The organism is Enterococcus sp. C53 (assembly GCF_040887425.1).
Lineage (GTDB): Bacteria > Bacillota > Bacilli > Lactobacillales > Enterococcaceae > Enterococcus_B > Enterococcus_B hirae.
The window spans coordinates 217422-236629 of the sequence record NZ_JBFOFT010000002.1; the positions used below are offsets into that span (position 1 = coordinate 217422).

The 19208-nt window shown below is 38.4% G+C and carries 13 protein-coding genes; 11 read left to right on the top strand and 2 right to left on the bottom strand.

The genetic code is table 11. The features are described from left to right. Window positions 1–54: 54 nt before the first annotated feature. Window positions 55–573: a thioredoxin domain-containing protein gene (locus AB3I42_RS03945; RefSeq protein ID WP_131773463.1), complete on the bottom strand. Its 519-nt coding sequence runs from the start codon at window positions 571–573 to the stop codon at window positions 55–57. Between the two features lie 175 nt (window positions 574–748). Between AB3I42_RS03945 and nifJ the strand changes: the two genes are divergently transcribed. The 5 genes from nifJ (at window position 749) to AB3I42_RS03970 (ending at window position 10559) form a co-directional block, all read left to right on the top strand. Continuing rightward, window positions 749–4417, top strand: a complete 3669-nt coding sequence (nifJ, locus tag AB3I42_RS03950; protein ID WP_368022289.1) for a pyruvate:ferredoxin (flavodoxin) oxidoreductase — start codon at window positions 749–751, stop codon at window positions 4415–4417. 187 nt (window positions 4418–4604) lie between these two features. Then, window positions 4605–5492, top strand: coding sequence for a diadenylate cyclase CdaA (gene cdaA, locus AB3I42_RS03955; protein WP_010737735.1), 888 nt, complete (start codon window positions 4605–4607; stop codon window positions 5490–5492). Continuing rightward, the gene (locus AB3I42_RS03960; protein WP_010737734.1) at window positions 5489–6646 is read left to right on the top strand and encodes a YbbR-like domain-containing protein; all 1158 of its coding nucleotides are present in this window, start codon (window positions 5489–5491) and stop codon (window positions 6644–6646) included. Before cdaA ends, AB3I42_RS03960 begins: the two co-directional genes overlap by 4 nt. 23 nt (window positions 6647–6669) lie before the next feature. Further along, the gene (gene glmM / locus AB3I42_RS03965; protein WP_010718960.1) at window positions 6670–8028 is read left to right on the top strand and encodes a phosphoglucosamine mutase; all 1359 of its coding nucleotides are present in this window, start codon (window positions 6670–6672) and stop codon (window positions 8026–8028) included. Between the two features lie 293 nt (window positions 8029–8321). Beyond that, window positions 8322–10559: a fibronectin type III domain-containing protein gene (locus tag AB3I42_RS03970; RefSeq protein ID WP_368022290.1), complete on the top strand. Its 2238-nt coding sequence runs from the start codon at window positions 8322–8324 to the stop codon at window positions 10557–10559. Between the two features lie 166 nt (window positions 10560–10725). Here AB3I42_RS03970 and glmS read toward each other — a convergent pair whose 3' ends face one another. Further along, entirely contained in the window at window positions 10726–12534 is a 1809-nt protein-coding gene (gene glmS, locus AB3I42_RS03975; protein WP_081123306.1) for a glutamine--fructose-6-phosphate transaminase (isomerizing), read from the bottom strand. A 399-nt stretch (window positions 12535–12933) separates the two neighbouring features. On the opposite strand from glmS, the gene AB3I42_RS03980 reads away from it, so the two are divergent. From AB3I42_RS03980 to clpX, 6 genes are all read left to right on the top strand, one after another. Beyond that, window positions 12934–13224, top strand: coding sequence for a hypothetical protein (locus AB3I42_RS03980; RefSeq protein ID WP_010737730.1), 291 nt, complete (start codon window positions 12934–12936; stop codon window positions 13222–13224). A 12-nt stretch (window positions 13225–13236) separates the two neighbouring features. Then, the gene (gene sppA, locus AB3I42_RS03985) at window positions 13237–14265 is read left to right on the top strand and encodes a signal peptide peptidase SppA (protein WP_010718964.1); all 1029 of its coding nucleotides are present in this window, start codon (window positions 13237–13239) and stop codon (window positions 14263–14265) included. A gap of 2 nt (window positions 14266–14267) precedes the next feature. After that, window positions 14268–14921 (top strand): RDD family protein, encoded by a 654-nt coding sequence (locus AB3I42_RS03990; RefSeq protein WP_010737729.1) that lies wholly within the window; start codon window positions 14268–14270, stop codon window positions 14919–14921. 114 nt (window positions 14922–15035) lie between these two features. Further along, window positions 15036–15977 carry a hypothetical protein gene (locus AB3I42_RS03995; RefSeq protein WP_010737728.1) on the top strand — a complete coding sequence of 314 codons (942 nt, stop codon included), beginning with the start codon at window positions 15036–15038 and terminating at the stop codon, window positions 15975–15977. 146 nt (window positions 15978–16123) lie between these two features. Continuing rightward, window positions 16124–17410, top strand: a complete 1287-nt coding sequence (tig, locus tag AB3I42_RS04000) for a trigger factor (protein ID WP_010718967.1) — start codon at window positions 16124–16126, stop codon at window positions 17408–17410. 179 nt (window positions 17411–17589) lie between these two features. Then, the gene (gene clpX / locus AB3I42_RS04005) at window positions 17590–18840 is read left to right on the top strand and encodes an ATP-dependent Clp protease ATP-binding subunit ClpX (protein ID WP_010718968.1); all 1251 of its coding nucleotides are present in this window, start codon (window positions 17590–17592) and stop codon (window positions 18838–18840) included. The last annotated feature ends 368 nt before the right edge of the window (window positions 18841–19208 follow it).

Sequence of the window (19208 nt, forward strand, 5' to 3'; positions counted from 1 at the left end):
ATAGTGTCAATCCTGATCAATAATGATTACAAGTACATGTGATAGTCAGGATTATTACTCGTTCATGTAGTCAATTAGCTCTTCTTTTTTGATCGATTCATCAAAAATATGATCTTCCAAAATAACAGTTGGAACAAAACGGATATTGGCAGCATTCGCCTCAGCTATAATTGCTTGAGAGGCAGGAGATTCTTCTTGGTAAGTTAGACCTAACTTATTTTGAGCATAATCTGCTACTTCTGCTAGACTAAGATTTTTCCAATCATCCTGCGAATCAAATACTTTTTTGATTTCTCGTAAAGCTACTTGACCGTCTGATGTATCAATATGATGATGCATCACATTCCCACGTTGCAAACTTTCTTTTTCTTTATCAAAAAGTTTGATCTCCCGTTGCAAACGACCTTTACTTACAGCTTCTTCGAGTAATTCATAAGATTCGTTGAACCATTGACGGCAATAAGGGCAAGCCAGATTGATAAACTCAGCCATTTTCTTAGGAGCATCTAAGTTTCCATAATGAATGCCAGTTTCGGTATTTGTTTTATCTGCTTTAATGATAGATATATCCATGTATAATCACCTCTTAGATTCATTTTAAGCATTTTTCAGGAAAAAGACTAGTTTTTTGTTTAATAAAGCATGTATCTTCTCATGTGAGTACTTTTACAGAATAGGTAGGTTTTCAGGAGCTTTTGCGTTATAATAGGTTGGATATTTGAGAGAATTTGAACAAGGATGATGACAAATGCGAAAAATGAAAACAATGGACGGAAATACAGCTGCCGCTTATATTTCTTATGCTTTTACAGAATTAGCTGCAATCTATCCCATTACGCCCAGCTCAACGATGGCAGAATTAGTGGATCAATGGTCTGCTAGTGGGAAGAAAAATCTTTTTGGACAACCAGTTAAAGTGGTTGAAATGCAATCTGAAGCAGGAGCGGCTGGTGTTGTGCATGGTTCGCTCAAAACAGGAGCGCTGACAACGACTTATACAGCTTCTCAAGGATTGTTGTTGATGATACCCAATATGTATAAAATCGCTGGTGAATTACTACCAAGCGTATTTCATGTCGCAAGTCGTGCAGTCACGACGAATGCGTTAAATATCTTTGGGGATCATGGGGATGTCATGGCTGCTCGATCGACTGGATTTGCGATGCTTGCAGAAAGCAGTGTGCAAGAAGTTATGGACTTAGCACCCGTAGCACATTTGGCTTCGATTGAAGCAGAGCTGCCATTCTTGAATTTTTTTGATGGTTTTCGTACGAGCCATGAAATCCAAAAAATTGAAGTGCTAGAATATGACGAGTTAGCATCGTTAATCAATCAAGAGAAACTTGCTGCGTTTAGAAACAGAGCGATGAACCCTAACCACCCAACTGTTAGTGGAACGAATCAAAATCCAGATATTCATTTTCAGCAAAGAGAAACGATCAATTCGTATTACGAACAATTACCTCGCATCGTACAAAAATACATGCAAGCAATCAATGAATTACGTGGAACTTCCTATGATTTAGTCACTTATCATGGTGCTGCCGACGCGACAGAAGTCATCATTTCGATGGGGTCGGTAGCGCAAACGATTGAGCAGACAGTCGATTATTTGAATAAAAATGGCCGTAAAGTCGGTTTCTTGAATATCCATCTTTATCGCCCATTCCCAATTGAAACATTGTTGCAAAAACTTCCTAAAACTACACAGTCAATTGCCGTATTAGATCGAAGCAAAGAACCAGGAGCTGGTGGGGAACCATTACTGCTAGATGTTCAAAGTGCACTTTATGATGCAACAATCTGTCCTAAAATAATTGGTGGGCGGTATGGATTAGGATCAAAAGATGTGACACCAGATCAAATCATCAGCGTTTTTGACGAGTTGCAAAAAGATGAACAAATGAAAAAACGATTTACAATCGGGATAGTGGATGATGTTACCTATCATTCTTTGGCACCAAGACCAACATTGGATTTAACGGATGCTGAAACTTATCAAGCTAAGTTTTGGGGTTTTGGTTCTGACGGGACAGTCGGTGCAAATAAATCTGCTATTAAAATCATTGGCGATCATACAGACAAATACGCCCAAGGCTATTTTTACTATGATTCAAAAAAATCAGGTGGATTGACGATTTCCCATCTCCGTTTTGGAAACACGCCAATTCGTTCTACTTATTTAGTTGAACATGCTGATTTTGTCGCTTGTCATACGCCTGCTTACTTGCACAGCTATGATTTAGTTAAAGGGTTGAAAAAAGGTGGCACATTTTTATTGAATACTTTATGGACAGATGAGCAGTTAGAAACGCATCTGCCTATTCGTCTAAAAAAATATTTGGCAGAAAATGAGATTCAATTTTATACGATCAATGCGATGAAAATTGCTCAAGAAGTTGGATTAGGTCGTCGTATTAACACTGCCATGCAAACGGTTTTTTTCAAATTAGCAAACATTATTCCTATTGAAGAAGTGATTCCGCTCTTGAAAGAAGAAGTGCTTAAAAGCTATGGTCATAAATCAATGAAAATCGTAGAAAAAAATAACCAAGCGATTGATCATACCCTTGAACTTCTCCATAGAGTTGAAATCCCCAAACATTGGCAATCATTAGAACTACCTAGCAAAAAAGAAGAGACAACATCACGTTACGTAAAAGAGATTTTTACGCCAATCAATGCTCAAGAAGGAAATCAACTGTCAGTAGGTACTTTAGTAGCCAACCAGATGACAACTGGCGAGATGCCATTAGGAACAGCAGCGCTGGAAAAACGAGGTGTAGCCCTAGAAGTCCCTGAATGGATCAGTGACCGTTGTACGATGTGCAATGAGTGCGCATTTGTATGTCCGCACGCAGCCATCCGCCCATTCTTAGCTGATGAAGAAGAGCTGACTGAAGCGCCTGAAGGATTTATCGTTCGTGATATGAGAGGACCTGACGGGTTAAAATATCGTATCCAAGTTTCCGTGGAGGACTGTACAGGATGTGGATTATGTGTGGAGGCTTGTCCAGCCAAAGGAAAAGCGTTAGTGATGAAACCTTACGAGGAACAAAAAGAACAAGCGGTCAATTGGGCGTTTGCAATGACATTGAGACAGAAAGAAAACCCTATGAAAGGAAAAAATACGGTAATGGCTACCCAATTTAACCAACCGTTGCTTGAATTTTCAGGTGCTTGCTCGGGTTGCGGTGAAACGCCATATGTGAAACTTTTGACCCAAATGTTCGGAGACCGAATGATGATCGCTAATGCAACCGGCTGTTCTTCAATATGGGGAGGAGCTTCGCCAGCATCACCGTTCACAACAAATGCTTGTGGGCAAGGTCCAGCTTGGTCTAATTCCTTATTAGAAGATAATGCTGAATTTGGCTATGGTATGTTACTAGCTGCTCAAACCCGTCGTGAAGCTTTAGCGCAATCTGTTCGTGAAATCATGCCAAAAGTATCGAGTGCGCTTCGACTGTTGATGGAGGACTGGCTCAACCATTTATTCGATAGCGAAGGAACACAACAACGAGCAGCTAAACTTCAGGCTGCGATGGTAGCGGAAGTACAGCAAGTCCCAGAATTGGAATCCATTCTTGAGCACAAAGATATTTTTGTCAAAAACAGTCAATGGATTATTGGCGGAGATGGTTGGGCTTATGATATTGGCTTTGGTGGTATCGATCATGTATTGGCTAGTGGGGCAGATGTGAATATCCTAGTATTGGATAATGAAGTTTATTCTAATACTGGGGGGCAAACCTCTAAAGCAACGCCAACGTCAGCTATTGCAAAATTCTCCGCAAGTGGGAAATATGCGTCGAAGAAAGATTTAGGAATGATGGCAATGACTTATGGGAACGTCTATGTCGCTCAAATTGCTTCTGGTGCCAATCAAATGCAAACAATCAAGGCGTTTGAAGAAGCAGAGAAATACCCAGGGCCATCACTAATCATTGCGTATACGCCTTGTATCACCCATGGTCTGTTGGGTGGCATGAAAGAATCGATTAAAGAAGCCAAAGAAGCTGTTTCATCAGGCTATTGGTCCCTCTATCGTTATAATCCAAGTTTAATTGAAAAAGGGAAGGTTCCGATGATTTTGGATTACAAAAAACCAGACTTTTCAACAATGGGTGATTTTATGCGTAAGCAAGTCCGGTTTTCTTCACTAGAAAGTGCCAACCCTCAATTAGCTGAAAAATTGTTTGAAAAAACGGTTCTAGATGCAAAAACTCGTTTTTACAATTATGCTTCACTCACTGGACAGCTTGATAAAATTAAAGAAAAACTAGAACCGTCTGATCCGATTGTAAAAGAAGAGGAAGTCGAAACGAAAAAGAGAAAAAAAGAACGTAAGATCGATGATGAAGCAGCAGCCAGAAGAGCTGCTAAAAGAGCAGAACGTGCAGCTCGTCGAAAATGATGTTTTGAGGTTTCGTTCAGTGGTCCAACTATCTCATTTAGTGAATGATAAGCAAACAATTTAAAGGACGGAAAAATCGATCGAATAATTTATGTAATTTTCTTGAAAAAAATAGGCAGAATCGTCTCATATTTCCAAACATATGATATACTTAAAGGGAAATCTCAAAAGAGAAGAGAGGCTTTTTATGTCATTTCAAATCGGGGAACTTTTTAATTTAGAGTATTGGCAACAAATGTTTTCCGGTGACTTATTTTCTCTGAATTTTTTGGTAAACATACTGGATATTTTAGTCGTATGGTATTTGGTTTACAAACTGATCCAGCTACTAAGAGGGACGAAAGCGATCCAATTGCTCAAAGGCGTTGCCATCTTTATCGTGATTCGAATTGCGGCTGAGTTGATTGGGCTACACACGCTGTCATGGCTGATGAACCAAGTCATAACTTATGGTGTGATTGCAGCAATCGTCATCTTCCAACCAGAGATTCGTCGTGGGTTAGAACATCTGGGAAGAAGTTCGTTATTCAAACAAACGAAAAGCGAACAGCAAGAAGACGAGAAGATGATCCTATCCTTTGATAAAGCTATTCAATATATGTCGAAACGTAAGATTGGTGCTCTGATTACGATCGAGCGTCATACTGGTTTAGATGAGTATATTGAGACAGGCATCGCATTGGATGCAGATATTACTGGTGAGTTACTCATTAATATCTTTATCCCCAATACGCCGCTGCATGACGGGGCAGTTATTGTCAAAAATGGAAAAATTGCAGTTGCCAGTGCCTATTTACCTTTATCAGAAAGTATGTTGATTCCAAAAGAATTTGGAACACGTCACCGAGCTGCTGTCGGTATTAGTGAGGTCAGCGATGCAATAACTATCGTGGTCTCGGAAGAAACAGGAGATGTAAGTATCACTTTAGACAATCAATTGATACCAGGGTTATCGCAAGAAGAGTATTTATCGATCTTACGAAAACAACTAATTGTAGAAGAAAAAAATAAAAACAAAAAGAATGGGCTTCAATCTTTCTTGGACGCAATGACTAAGGGAGGGGATCGGAAATGATCTCAAAAGAAAAGCGTACGAGTATTCTGTATGGGTTTGTTGCGTTATTGTTTAGTATCATTCTTTATTTCAATGCGAATGGTCAAACGATGCAAAACACATTATCTGGAAACGAGTCCTATTCGCAGACAGCTTCTGATGTTTCGATCCAACTTTTATATGATACCGATAAGTATTATATCCATGGTTACGAAAACACTACTACTGTCAAATTGGCTAGTGCGAATCGTATCCAGTTGATGGCTGAGGCAAATGAAGACACCCGTACCTTTAGGGTCACCGCAGACTTAGCACATCTAGGTGAAGGAACCCACGAAGTGCCATTGAAAATCAAAAATCTAAGCAGCGCTGTCACCGCTAAGTTGCAACCGGAAACGATCACGGTTACAATTGAAAAGAAAGTGACCAAAGACTTTGAAGTTAAGGCTATTCTGCCAACAGAGACGACGCCTTCTGGTTATAATTTAACTGAAACAACCGTCGATCCGACGAAGGTCACGATCACCACTGGAGATAAGACTTTAGCGGAAATTCATCAAGTGGTTGCAAAAGTCAACCCGTCAATGATAACGGACGATGGTGTGAATAGTAATGTATCTGTACAAGCGTTAAATTCAGCTGGTGAGCCGTTGAGTATTGTTTCTGATCCAGTGCAAGTCAACGTCACGTCAGATGCAATCAAACCGAAAAAAACGGTTAGCCTATATGGTATTCAACAAGGGACAAAAGGCGAAGGAATTAAGAACTATAATTTCAAGTTTTCCGAATTAGAGGCTGAAGTCACAGGGACGACGGAACAACTTGCTCAAATAGGGGATAGTATCGCTGTGCCTATCGACATATCAGGAATTACTCATCGAACGACTAGGACGATTCAGATTCCTATTGAACAAGGAATGAGCGTCTCGCCTAAATCGGTTAAAGTTGAGATAACACCAGTGCTGGAATCGACAACTAGTGATTCTTCAGTCGATAAAAATCAAAGTTCGACTAAAAGGAATGACTCAACAACGTCAACGACAAAGTCGACTACATCGAGCACGTCACTTTCTAGTGTCCAGACAGAAAGCAAGCAAACTTCTGAAAGTACAGATTCGAGTGAATCCACTATGCAAAGTACACAAGAGAGTCAAACGTATTCTTCGGAAAATTAAGTTAAAGGAGCAAATTTACAATTATGGGTAAATATTTTGGAACGGATGGTGTCCGTGGCGAAGCCAATAAAGAATTGACACCAGAATTAGCGTTTAAGTTAGGTAGATGTGGCGGATATGTATTAAGCCAACATGAAACAGAAGGGAAACGTCCACGGGTTTTAGTTGGGCGTGATACCAGAATCTCTGGGCAAATGCTAGAAGAAGCCTTAATTTCTGGTTTGTTATCAGTTGGTATTGAAGTATTTCAACTTGGCGTCATTTCCACACCAGGAGTTGCTTATTTAACAAGATTGCAAAAAGCCAATGCCGGCGTGATGATTTCTGCTTCACATAATCCTGCACAAGATAATGGAATCAAATTTTTTGGTGCTGATGGGTTTAAATTAGTGGATGAACAAGAATTAGAAATTGAAGCATTGCTTGATGCCGAAGTGGACGAATTGCCACGTCCTTCAGCAGAGGGATTAGGAACAGTAGAAGAATTTCCAGAAGGCTTATTAAAATATTCTCAATTCTTAGTGCAAACGATCAATGGGGATCTATCAGGCCTAACCGTTTGTGTCGATGCGGCAAATGGGGCGACAGCAACTTCTGTCAACCGTTTATTCGCAGACTTAGAAACAGATTTTTATACGATGGGTACCAGCCCTAATGGCTTAAATATTAACGATGGTGTTGGTTCAACACACCCTGAAAAGTTAGCTGAAATGGTTGTTGAAAAAGGCGCCGATGCCGGTTTAGCATTTGATGGTGATGGGGATCGAATTATTGCAGTGGATGAACTTGGGAACATCGTTGATGGTGATAAAATCATGTTCATTTGTGCGAAATACCTTTCAAAGAAAAATCGTTTGAAAAAAGATACGATCGTTACAACGGTCATGAGTAATTTAGGATTCCATAAAGCGGTGGAAGAAATTGGCTTGAAGGACGTAGTTACTCAGGTTGGTGACCGCTATGTTGTAGAAGAAATGCGAAAAAATGATTATAATTTTGGTGGAGAACAATCTGGTCATATGGTCTTCCTTGACTTTAATACTACAGGTGATGGAATGCTATCAGGAATCCAATTACTGAATATCATGAAGCAAACTGGGAAGAAATTATCCGAGTTAGCGAGCGAAGTGACGATCTACCCACAAAAATTAGTAAATATCCGAGTAAGCAACAAAAATGGTGCAATGGAAGTTCCAGCGATCAAAAAAGTGATTGAAGAAACTGAGGCTGAGATGGCTGGTGAAGGAAGAATTTTAGTTCGTCCTTCTGGAACTGAACCATTATTACGTGTCATGGCTGAAGCGCCAACGGATGAAAAAGTAGCATATTACGTGGATAAGATTGCTGCAGTTGTTCGAGAAGAGATCGGACTTGAAGAATAAGAACTAAAATTTTTCTCATTTTAATAGTAATCGACTGTTATTTACAAAAATGTTTTCTTGTTTTTGTGAATAACAGTTTTTTTGTCTGTAGGAAAACAAATTTGGGTTGCTGTCAAATGATTGTTCCAAGATAACTACTTTTTTGTATAAAATTAGCGTTGGGTTTAGAATATTCTCCGTTAAAAGTTGTTATGATAGAACTTTAATTTCTAATTATACGAAAAAAAAGGGCTTTTTTTATCTCTGAATAGATTAAACTAACTTGCGAAACAACTAATTTAGAGGGGGTAAATATGAAAATTTTCAAAAAACTGATTCGATTGATGATGATTGTTTTTCTATTTGTAAAACCGGTCATTGTAGTAGCGGTTGATCCATCTTATGCACCCTCTTATCAACTAGCAGAAGAGGTGATTATAAAAAATGGTGAATTTAATGATGGGTTGAATCACTGGATCGTTTCCAATCCTGGAAGTAACAATCCTGCACTTGTGACAGATGAAAGTGGCAATCATTATGTAATGGCATCAAATGGAGAGAATATCCTGCAATATGTTCAGTTAAAACCGAAAACGACCTATCAATTCACTTATTATGTGATTGGAGACCCTTCGTTTCCAGCAATTGTGGAATTTGGCACGCTTAATCATGGGGAAGGGTTTATTTCGTTGAAGGATGAGAGACATTATAATGATGCTTGGAAACAACATGAATTTAGCTTTACGACTCCGGAAGGTGAAAATACATATATTATCCGTTTTGCGTCTAGTGGAAACGGGACAGCATATTTTGATAACGTTCAAGCCACTGCATTAGATTTGGAAGCTCCTACCAATCCTAAAAATCTGAAAGTCAACGACGTTTCAAGTGATAGTGTTAGCTTGTCTTGGGAAGCTGCAACAGACAACGTAGGCGTAATGGGTTATTTGGTTTATCGAGACAATCAACTGATTCAAACAGTAACCGGTGCAGACCTCGCCTATACCGACAATGGATTAACGGAAGATACTACCTATACGTATGAAGTGAGAGCAGTTGATCAAGCGGAGAATGTATCAGTAGCGAGTAATGCAGTGACGGCTAGGACAAAACTGGCGAGTAGCAGCCCACCTGCAGTGCCTTTGAATTTAAAAGTCACTAGTGTAACAACTGATAGTGTCAGCTTATCGTGGGAATCAGCGACAAATAGCATTGACGTAATCGGTTATATCATTTATCGAGACAATCAGTTAATTCAAGGGGTTATTGGTGCGGAGGAAGTAGCATACACGGATATAGGATTAATGGAAGATACGATGTATACATATCAAGTAAGAGCAGTTGATCAGGCAGGAAACATATCAGAAATGAGTAATACAGTAACGGCTAGGACAAAACCAACAGAAGAAATTCTTCCTCCTGCAGCTCCTTTGAACTTGCGAATCGATGATGTAACAACTAACAGTGTCAGCTTGTCATGGCAAGAAGCAATCGATAATGTTGATGTAGCTAGTTATAACGTTTATCGAGATGATCAGTTGGTTCAAACGCTAACTGGTACGGACTTAACCTACATAGATACAGGGTTGATGGAAGATACCACCTATACCTATATAGTCAAAGCTGTTGATCCATCAGGGAATCTATCAGAAGCAAGTAATGCGGTAACGGCTAGGACAAAATCAGCAGAAGATCTGACTCCTCCTACGCCCCCTTTGAATTTACGAATCGATGATGTAACAACTAACAGTGTCAGCTTGTCGTGGGAAGCAGCAATCGATGATGTGGGTGTCACTGGTTATCACGTCTATCGAGATGATCAGTTAATCCAAACACTGTCTGGTACGGAATTATCCTACATAGATACAGGCTTGATGGAGGCTACCACTTATACCTATAAAATCAGAGCGGTTGATCAAGCTGGTAATCTATCAGAAGCGAGTAGTGCAGTGAAAGCAAGAACGAAAATGACAATTGAGGTGAGTCGCCCGTTGCCCCCTACTAAACTGAGATCAGCCCGTGTCACAGAACATGAAGTGGCTTTAATGTGGGACGCACCTAATGAATCGAAGGAAATCATGAGCTATCAAGTTTACCGAAACAATGTATTGGTAGGAGAAGTAGCGGGGGAAACCTCACTATATACTGATAAAGATTTACAGGAAAATACGAAATATTCTTATGTAGTTAAATCGAAAAACAAAGAAGGGGATCTCTCGGAAGAAAGTAATAAAATCATTGTGCAGACAAGCAAAAAACATGAGACGGTTCCTCCTTTAGAGGAAGAGATAGAAAAAGAATCAACGGAAAAACCACCTGTGGCAAAAGAAACCGAAACAAAAAATAATGGAGCGATTAATAAAGGAAAAGAGGAAGCAAAAGTGAATAAGAATACTGCTAAAAAGGTGAGTAAACAGTTACCAGCTACGGATAATAAAGTTAGTCCATTGCTACAACTACTGGGGCTAACCATAGTGAGTGTAACAATCCTGTTATCTTACATGAGACAAAAAAAGAGCCATCAAGCAAAACAGCCCGGAACTAATGCTTAGCTCCTTTAGATGGGGGACTCGATGCAAAATAGGTTAAAACAATAAAAAGTCATTTTCGAACTGATTGATGACTACACAAAAAAGCCAAAAAGGCAATGAAAACTAAATTTCATTGTTTTTTGGCTTTTTTCATGGTGATACATGCTATATTTTTTTAACCTTTTTCCTATTCAACGGTCACTGATTTTGCCAAATTTCTCGGTTTATCAACATCAAGACCTCTTAGCAAGGTCGCATAGTAGGCAATCAATTGTGTAGGAATCACTGTGATTAATGAAGTGAGTAAAGGATGAACAACAGGCAATACTAATTGGTCACCTGGTCGATCTAAGCCTTTTGTAGCCATAACCAAAGTTTTTGCTCCACGACTTTCCACTTCTTTTAGATTTCCTCTCGTGTGTGCACCTGTTATCTCTTCGCTGATCATCCCGATAACCGGTGTGTTCGTTTCAATCAGCGCGATCGTACCATGTTTTAATTCCCCAGCTGCGAAACCTTCTGCTTGGATATAACTGATTTCTTTTAACTTCAATGCAGCCTCTAAAGAGACAGCATAATCTGTTCCACGTCCAATATAAAAAGCGTTTCTTGCATCCATTAGATAGTCAGATGCTAACTCCTGTAAGTAGTCCTTTTGAGAAATTAGTTCTTCCATGCCATTCGCTACGATACTAAGCTCGTGCGTTAGATCGAATTCTCTAGCTGAAGAAAGATTTTTTTCATGACCAATTCCTTTAGCAAGTGCAGCTAAAACAGCGATTTGAGCAGTATAAGCTTTTGTTGAAGCCACGGCGATTTCAGGTCCAGCATGTAGTAAAAGAGTGTAAGAAGCTTCCCTTGATAAAGTAGAGCCGGGTACATTAGTGATCGTCAATGATGGGTAATTCAATTCATTCATTTTCACGAGTACTTGTCGACTGTCTGCTGTTTCTCCACTTTGGCTTAAGAAAATAAAAAATGGTTTCTCTGAAAGTAAAGGCAAATTATAACCAAATTCACTTGCAAGGTGGACTTCCACAGGAATACGGGTTAATTGTTCTAAAATAGGTTTTCCAACTAAGCCAGCATGGTAACTCGTTCCACAAGCAACAATGTAGATACGGTCACTGTTTTTAGCTGTTTCTAAAAGTTGTTTGTCCATCAGTACTTCATTCTCATGGTTCACGTAAGTTTGGGCAATCTTTCGCATAACGATCGGTTGTTCATCGATTTCTTTCAACATGTAGTAAGGATAAGTGCCCTTTTCAATATCAGCTGCATCAATTTGTGCTTCAAAAGAAGTTCGTTCAACTGGTTGACCTGAGATCGTTTCGATTGAAATCTCATTTTTAGTGACGATCACTAATTCGCCATCTTCAATTTCAACAAATTCTTTCGTATAAGCCAGCATAGCCATTGCATCGCTGGCGATAACATTGAATCCGTCTCCCAGACCAATCAAGAGAGGGCTTTTGTTTTTAGCAACAAAAATTTGATCTGGCAGAGTACGATCAATTAATGCGAAAGCATAAGAACCTTTGATTAATTGAAGTGTTTTGACAAAGGCAGATTTTGTATCCAGTCCTTCATTTGCAAAAAATTCAATAAGATGAGCAATGATCTCAGTATCCGTTTCCCCTGAAAATTGATCCGTTTCTAAATAATCATTTTTTAATTCAGCAAAGTTTTCAATTACACCGTTATGGACAAGAACAAAACGTCCGCTTTGAGAAGTGTGAGGGTGCGCATTTTTTTGAGAAGGTTCGCCATGAGTTGCCCAACGAGTGTGACCGATTCCGATTGTTCCTGCTGTTTCGTTTGTTAGCTTATCCTTTAGGTTCTGAATTCTACCTTGTGCTTTGACCAAAAAATCATTTTCGTCATTCGCAACAAAGATTCCAGCCGAATCGTATCCCCGATATTCTAATTTTTCTAAACCATTGATCAATCCTGGTGTTACGTTTTCAAATCCAATCATTCCGACAATTCCACACATAAAAAACATCCTACTTTCTATAATATAATCATTATGAAAGTTTCCAGCTGCTGGAATCGATTTTTGTTCTATCTTCACAGATAGGTTTTGATCGATCCTATAGAGTGCAGTCCCTAGGGTCATCCGCCGAATATTTCGATAAACCCTTTCCTCGTCATCTGTAACTACAGACCAGGCGCTATTCCTTAAAATGAGAATGGTATATCTAAACTCCTTTTTAGTATTTTTCTGGAAACTTCTTAAATGATAACGTTGTTGTGTGATGTTTGTCAATAAAAAAGAGAAAAAATAAAATTGGTCTATATGGTTGTGGCGGGAGGATCGAAATGAAGTTTTAACTATCATCTTTTTGCAGACTTCGGTACAATATGAGAGTAAGTAAAAGAAGGAGGATGAAAAATGGCATCAAATATCGCGGTCTTGACATTAGGCATGCTAAAAAAACAGTTGGCCGAACTTGAAAAAGTAAATACAGTGGATGATGAAACCAAAATCTTTTTAGATACTGGTTGGGATAGTATCCAAGAAATTGCGCCTGATGCGTTGACTATTGGAGAAGCGCAACAATTCGTAGTAGAAGATGAGTGGACAAAAGAGAAGTTCAATGGATTTACATTAGTCGAAAAAGCAGAAAAAATGAATGCAACTGGAGAAAAAGAAACAGTGATCGTTATCAAAAATTTATATTAAGCGATGGAGAGTATGAATAAAAAGCGTTGGATAGCAGTGTTGATTGCGGCAGGCTTATTGGTTGTTTCGTTGGTATCATCTAGCCTGACGTCAAATTCAAAAGAAGAAAAGCAAATGAGTGGTTTGAATAGCTTATTATATGGCACTAATGAATTATCGCCCACGGTTCTGGAAGAAGGAGATAGTTCAGAAAAAATCGTAAAATTGACTGTTGATGGGACGATCACTAGTGATGGAACATCAGGTTTGTTTGCAACAGAAGGATACAATCACGCTAAGTTTATGGAGCAATTAAATGCTATAAAAGAAGATAAAACGATCAAAGGGATGATGTTAGAAGTCAATTCTCCTGGTGGTGGTGTTTATGAAAGTGCAGAAATAGCTAAGACAATCAGTGATATCCGAAATGAACGAAATATTCCAATGTATGTCAGTATGAAAAATACAGCTGCTAGTGGCGGATATTATATCTCAGCCCAAGCAGATAAAATCTATGCAACAGAGGAAACAGTCACTGGGTCCATTGGTGTCATCATGTCAGGTCTTAATTATTCTGGACTTTTAGAAAAATTAGGAATCGAGGATACGACGGTAAAAAGTGGTGCATTGAAAGATATGGGTTCAAGTACTAGACCACAAACGCCAGAAGATCAAAAAGTCTTACAAACTTATATCGATAATGCCTACAATCGATTTGTCAAAGTAGTCAGTACTGGACGAAATCAATCAGAAGAAGAAGTCCGAAAAATTGCGGATGGTCGTATTTATGATGGAGAACAGGCGAAAGCAGTCGGATTAGTGGATGAAATTGGGTATCCACAAGACGCGTTAAAAGCGATGAGAAGTGAGCAACATTTAGAAAACGCTCAGTTAGTAGAATATGAAACGAATACTACTGGTTTTGCAAACACATGGTTCGGTTCGAAACTTGCTCAGCTTCAAGGCTTAAAAGCTTCTGAAACAAGTCAAATCTTGTCTTTCTTAGAAAATCAAGGAACTGTTCAATCACCAAAGGCAATGTATTATTACGGAGGTGAGTAAGCATGACGAAGCAACCAGAAGATTTAACTTCACATAACAAGGCAGATCGTCCTGCTGTGGGTCCAGATCCAGGCTTTTCTCAAAAAGTACTTCAATCTTTTAAAGAAAAACCACTATCTGAAAGTGAAATCAAAGTAAAGCAACAACAATGGCAACAGTATACCGAAGATAAAGAGGAAAAAATCAATGTAAATGACTTTCCTAAATATTTTTATGCAGGATTTTGGATAAGATTTTTCGCTTTTATTGTGGATCTGATTTGTATTGGCTCAATCACACGGTTGACCATTGGATCAGCGGCTAATTTAGACTGGTTAAAAGTATCCGATTCTTATTTAAGTATTTATGGTTTTGCTGCTTTGCTGATTTACCTTGGTTATTTTATTTTATTCACGAAATTAAATCATGGTCAAACGATTGGAAAAATGATTTTTGGGATTCGTGTGATTTGCTTTAATGAATCAGATTTGAGTTGGACAACAGTGCTGGTGAGAGAAGGCGCTTGTCGGTTCATTTTGAAATTCCCATTACTTTTTGTTGGCTATTTACCGACAATCTTTAATCAAAGAAAACAGCATATTGGTGATTATTTTTCAAATACGAGTGTAGTCACGCTAAATCTAGTCAAAGCCTTTAATCAAGAAATTAATGCTTGATTCATTTTATTTTTTCAACATGGCAATCTAAAAAAGATTGTCATGTTTTTTTATGTTTGATACTATAGTTTTATTCATGATTTTACTGGCAAAGAGTCGAAGGGAGAACGAACATTGGAGCCGATTGATTTTCCTGATAAATACGAAAATCTTATGCGTCTAGCGCAACAAGCATTAGCTGATCATCAATATTTACAAGCAAAGACATTTTTACAACGAGCATTGGAGCTTAAAGGAACATTTGAGGCGAATCGTCTACTTGTCCTTTGCTTAGTTGAGCTAGATGAAAAAAAAGAAGCGCTGAATCAGGCGTTTCCTTATGAAAATGACTACCTGACAGATGAAAAAGTGGCAGCTTTTTATTTTGATCTGCTGATCCAAACAAAAGATTATCTTTATGCTCGCAAGTTAATTGCCAGCTATGATTTTTCTGATTTATTTGAGCAACTCATGGTAGAGAAGATCCAACAAGCAGAAAATTTCACGAGTCAAAATGACCGTCAAAAAATACGTAAGATTCATCTTAGTGTTGAAAAAATGCCGACAATGCCACCTGCAGAACAACTTTTGGTTGTTTCTGAGATTGAAGAGTTGCCTTATCATGAATTGGTACAAACAATCAAAAAAATGATTATCTTACCAGAGATCCACTTATTAGTGCGAGCAAAAATGTTAGAGTCACTCGTGCAAGTGAAGAAACACCAGCCAGTTGTTTATTTAACGATGGATCAGACGTTTATAGAAGTCATACCTGCAACATTACCAAAACCAGAAAAGCAGAAGGCTTATGAACAATTAATGCGATTAGCAGAAGCTTATGAAGATCAAGATGCCTATCTTAGTACAGTGCTAAAAGAAGAATTTATGATGCAATCCGCTCTTCTTTATCCTGTTTATGATACATATGTCGGTGATCCCCAAAAATGGTTTGCTGATACACTTAGCATGTATGATCCAAACTATAATAATAGACAAACAGAAGCAGAGGAAGCAGATTTCCTAGAAAAAAGGGGAAATATTTTAAGGGAAATGCTACTCTTTCAAAGTGACCGTTGACACTTATCAGATAAAAAAGTCATGAAAAACGTGGATTCTAACCATTCAATATGTTTACAATTTGAAAGGGTTAGTGTACTATTTAAGGGTATGCATGAAACGTTTTTGATGTATAAAATGAATTTTCTAAACTCGGAGGGAACTAAATGACTGCAACATTTGAAAAAAAAGGCACAAACGATGGTGTTTTAAAATTTACGATTGCGCAAGATGAAATTCAAAAAGGATTGACAGCTGCGTTTAATAAAGTTAAAGGAAACTTGAACGTACCAGGGTTCCGTAAAGGGAAAGTTTCACGCCAAGTATTCAACCGTATGTACGGAGAAGAAGCTCTTTATGAAGACGCATTGAATGCTGTCTTACCTGAAAGCTATGAAGCAGCAGTTAAAGAAGCAGGTATCGAACCTGTATCACAACCTCAAATCGATGTTGAAAGCATGGAAAAAGGGCAAGATTGGGTGATCACTGCTGAAGTAACAGTTAAACCTGAAGTGAAATTAGGTCAATATAAAGATTTAGTTGTTGAAAAACAAGATCGTGAAGTTACTGAAGCGGATGTGGAAGAACGTATCAAACGTGAACAAGAAGCTCAAGCAGAATTAGTAATCAAAGAAGATGCTCCAGCAGAAAATGGCGATACTGTAGTGATTGACTTTGAAGGCTTTGTTGATGGCGAAGCATTCGATGGCGGAAAAGGTGAAAACTATTCACTAGAACTAGGCTCTGGTTCATTCATTCCTGGCTTTGAAGATCAATTGATCGGTAAAAAATCAGGTGAAAGCTTAGATGTAACAGTTACTTTCCCAGAAGACTATCAAGCAGAAGACCTTGCTGGTAAAGAAGCAGTGTTCAAAGTAACGGTTCATGAAGTAAAAGCTAAAGAAGTACCTGAATTAGATGACGAATTTGCAAAAGATGTAGATGATGAAGTTTCTACATTAGCTGAATTGAAAGAAAAATATCTAAAAGAATTGACAGAAGCAAAAGAAAAAGAAGCAGAAGACGCAAAAGATGAAGCTGCAATCCGCTTAGCTGTTGAAAATGCAGAAATCGTTGATCTGCCACACGTGATGGTTCACGATGAAGTACACCGTTCAATGGATGAATTTTTGAACAACATGCAACGTCAAGGAATCTCTCCTGACATGTACTACCAATTAACTGGTTCTACAGAAGAAGACTTGCACAAACAATTTGAAGGCGAAGCAGAAGTACGCACAAAAACAAATCTTGTAATCGAAGCTATCGCTAAAGCAGAAGGACTAGCAGCAACAGAAGAAGAAATCAACGCTGAAATCCAAGAATTATCTGAGACATACAACATGCCAATCGAACAAATCAAACGAGTGTTAACAGAAGATATGTTGGAACATGATGTGACAATGAAAAAAGCAATTGATTTGATTACTGGAACTGCTACTGAAGCAAAATAATCATCTTTTATTGCATTTTATCAAAGAGGAAACTGAGAGGTTTCCTCTTTTTGCATATTTTCGATTTTTGGTTTTTGTTTAGTGCTTTTGCTTTTTTTTGAATTATGGTATGATAGTAAAAGACTGTAAAGTCTGTGATAGTTTCTTGCATTTATGATGCAAGTTAAGGGGTGAAGACCATGTATGATAATCCAAGTGGCAATGAGACCGTACGTTGTTCTTTTTGCGGGAAAACACAAGAAGAAGTAAAAAAAATCGTGGCTGGTCCAGGGGTCTACATCTGTAATGAATGTATTGACCTATGCAAAGAAATCATTGATGAAGAATTTTATGAAGAAGCGGTACGTGAATTCACAGAAGTACCAAAACCATTAGAAATTTTGGAAGTCTTAAATAATTATGTGATTGGTCAAGATCGTGCGAAACGTTCATTAGCTGTAGCAGTATACAATCACTATAAGCGTGTTAATCAACAATCCCAAGAAGATGCAGATGATGTTGAACTGCAAAAAAGTAATATCTGCTTGATCGGTCCTACTGGGTCAGGGAAAACTTTCTTGGCACAAACATTAGCTAAAACGTTAAATGTACCTTTTGCGATCGCTGATGCAACCAGTTTAACTGAAGCTGGTTATGTTGGGGAAGACGTCGAAAACATCCTATTGAAATTATTGCAATCAGCTGATTACAATGTGGAACGAGCTGAAAAAGGGATCATCTACATTGACGAAATCGATAAAATTGCTCGTAAAAGCGAAAATGTTTCAATTACTCGAGATGTTTCAGGTGAAGGTGTCCAACAAGCCTTATTGAAGATTTTAGAAGGAACAGTTGCCAGCGTTCCTCCTCAAGGCGGTCGGAAGCATCCTCATCAAGAATTTATCCAAATCGATACGACAAATGTTTTGTTTATCGTAGGTGGTGCGTTTGATGGGATTGAAACAATTGTTAAAAATCGTCTAGGAGAAAAGACAATCGGTTTCGGGACTAAAAATCAAAAATTAGCAGATGGCGAAAGTGTCATGCAAGAAATCATTCCAGAAGATCTATTGAAATTTGGTTTGATTCCTGAATTTATTGGTCGATTACCAGTAATGGCAGCACTTGAAAAATTAACGACAGAAGATCTTGTGCGTATTTTGACAGAGCCAAAGAATGCTTTGGTCAAACAATACCAAAAATTACTTGCTTTGGATAATACGGAATTAGAATTTGAACCAGAGGCATTAACAGCAATCGCTGAAAAAGCAATTGCCCGAAATACTGGGGCACGTGGACTACGTTCGATCATCGAAGAAATCATGATGGATATTATGTTTGACATCCCATCTAATGAGAATATCGAAAAAGTGATCATTACGAAAGAAGCTGCTGAATTAACAGGAGAACCGACTGTCGTTTATAAAGATTCTGAGAAAAAAGCGGGATAAAAGCAGATAGAAGCTGGAGTGCTGTCGTGAAAGTTAGTTATTGCTTTTGCGGCAGCTTTGTCTTTTTATCGAACTATTGATTAATGATTAAGGCATTCTATTGACAGCAGGCGATTCAACGTTGTGATTACTCAAAATCGACAAATAGGGAAGCTGACTTTCGTTTATGTAAAAACGTACTTTCCGCAATCAACTGCAGTTTTTCGATCGTTGAATCTTAGAATGAAATCAAAAAACCTCAAAACATGAGAAGCTGTTTCGAGATTTTTTTCTTTAAGGAACGAATCAATTCATGCTTATCGCAACCTGTTACACGGCGTTTAAGAAGCGACTCTTCGTATATCAGAGATTGTTTAATAAAGTGATAT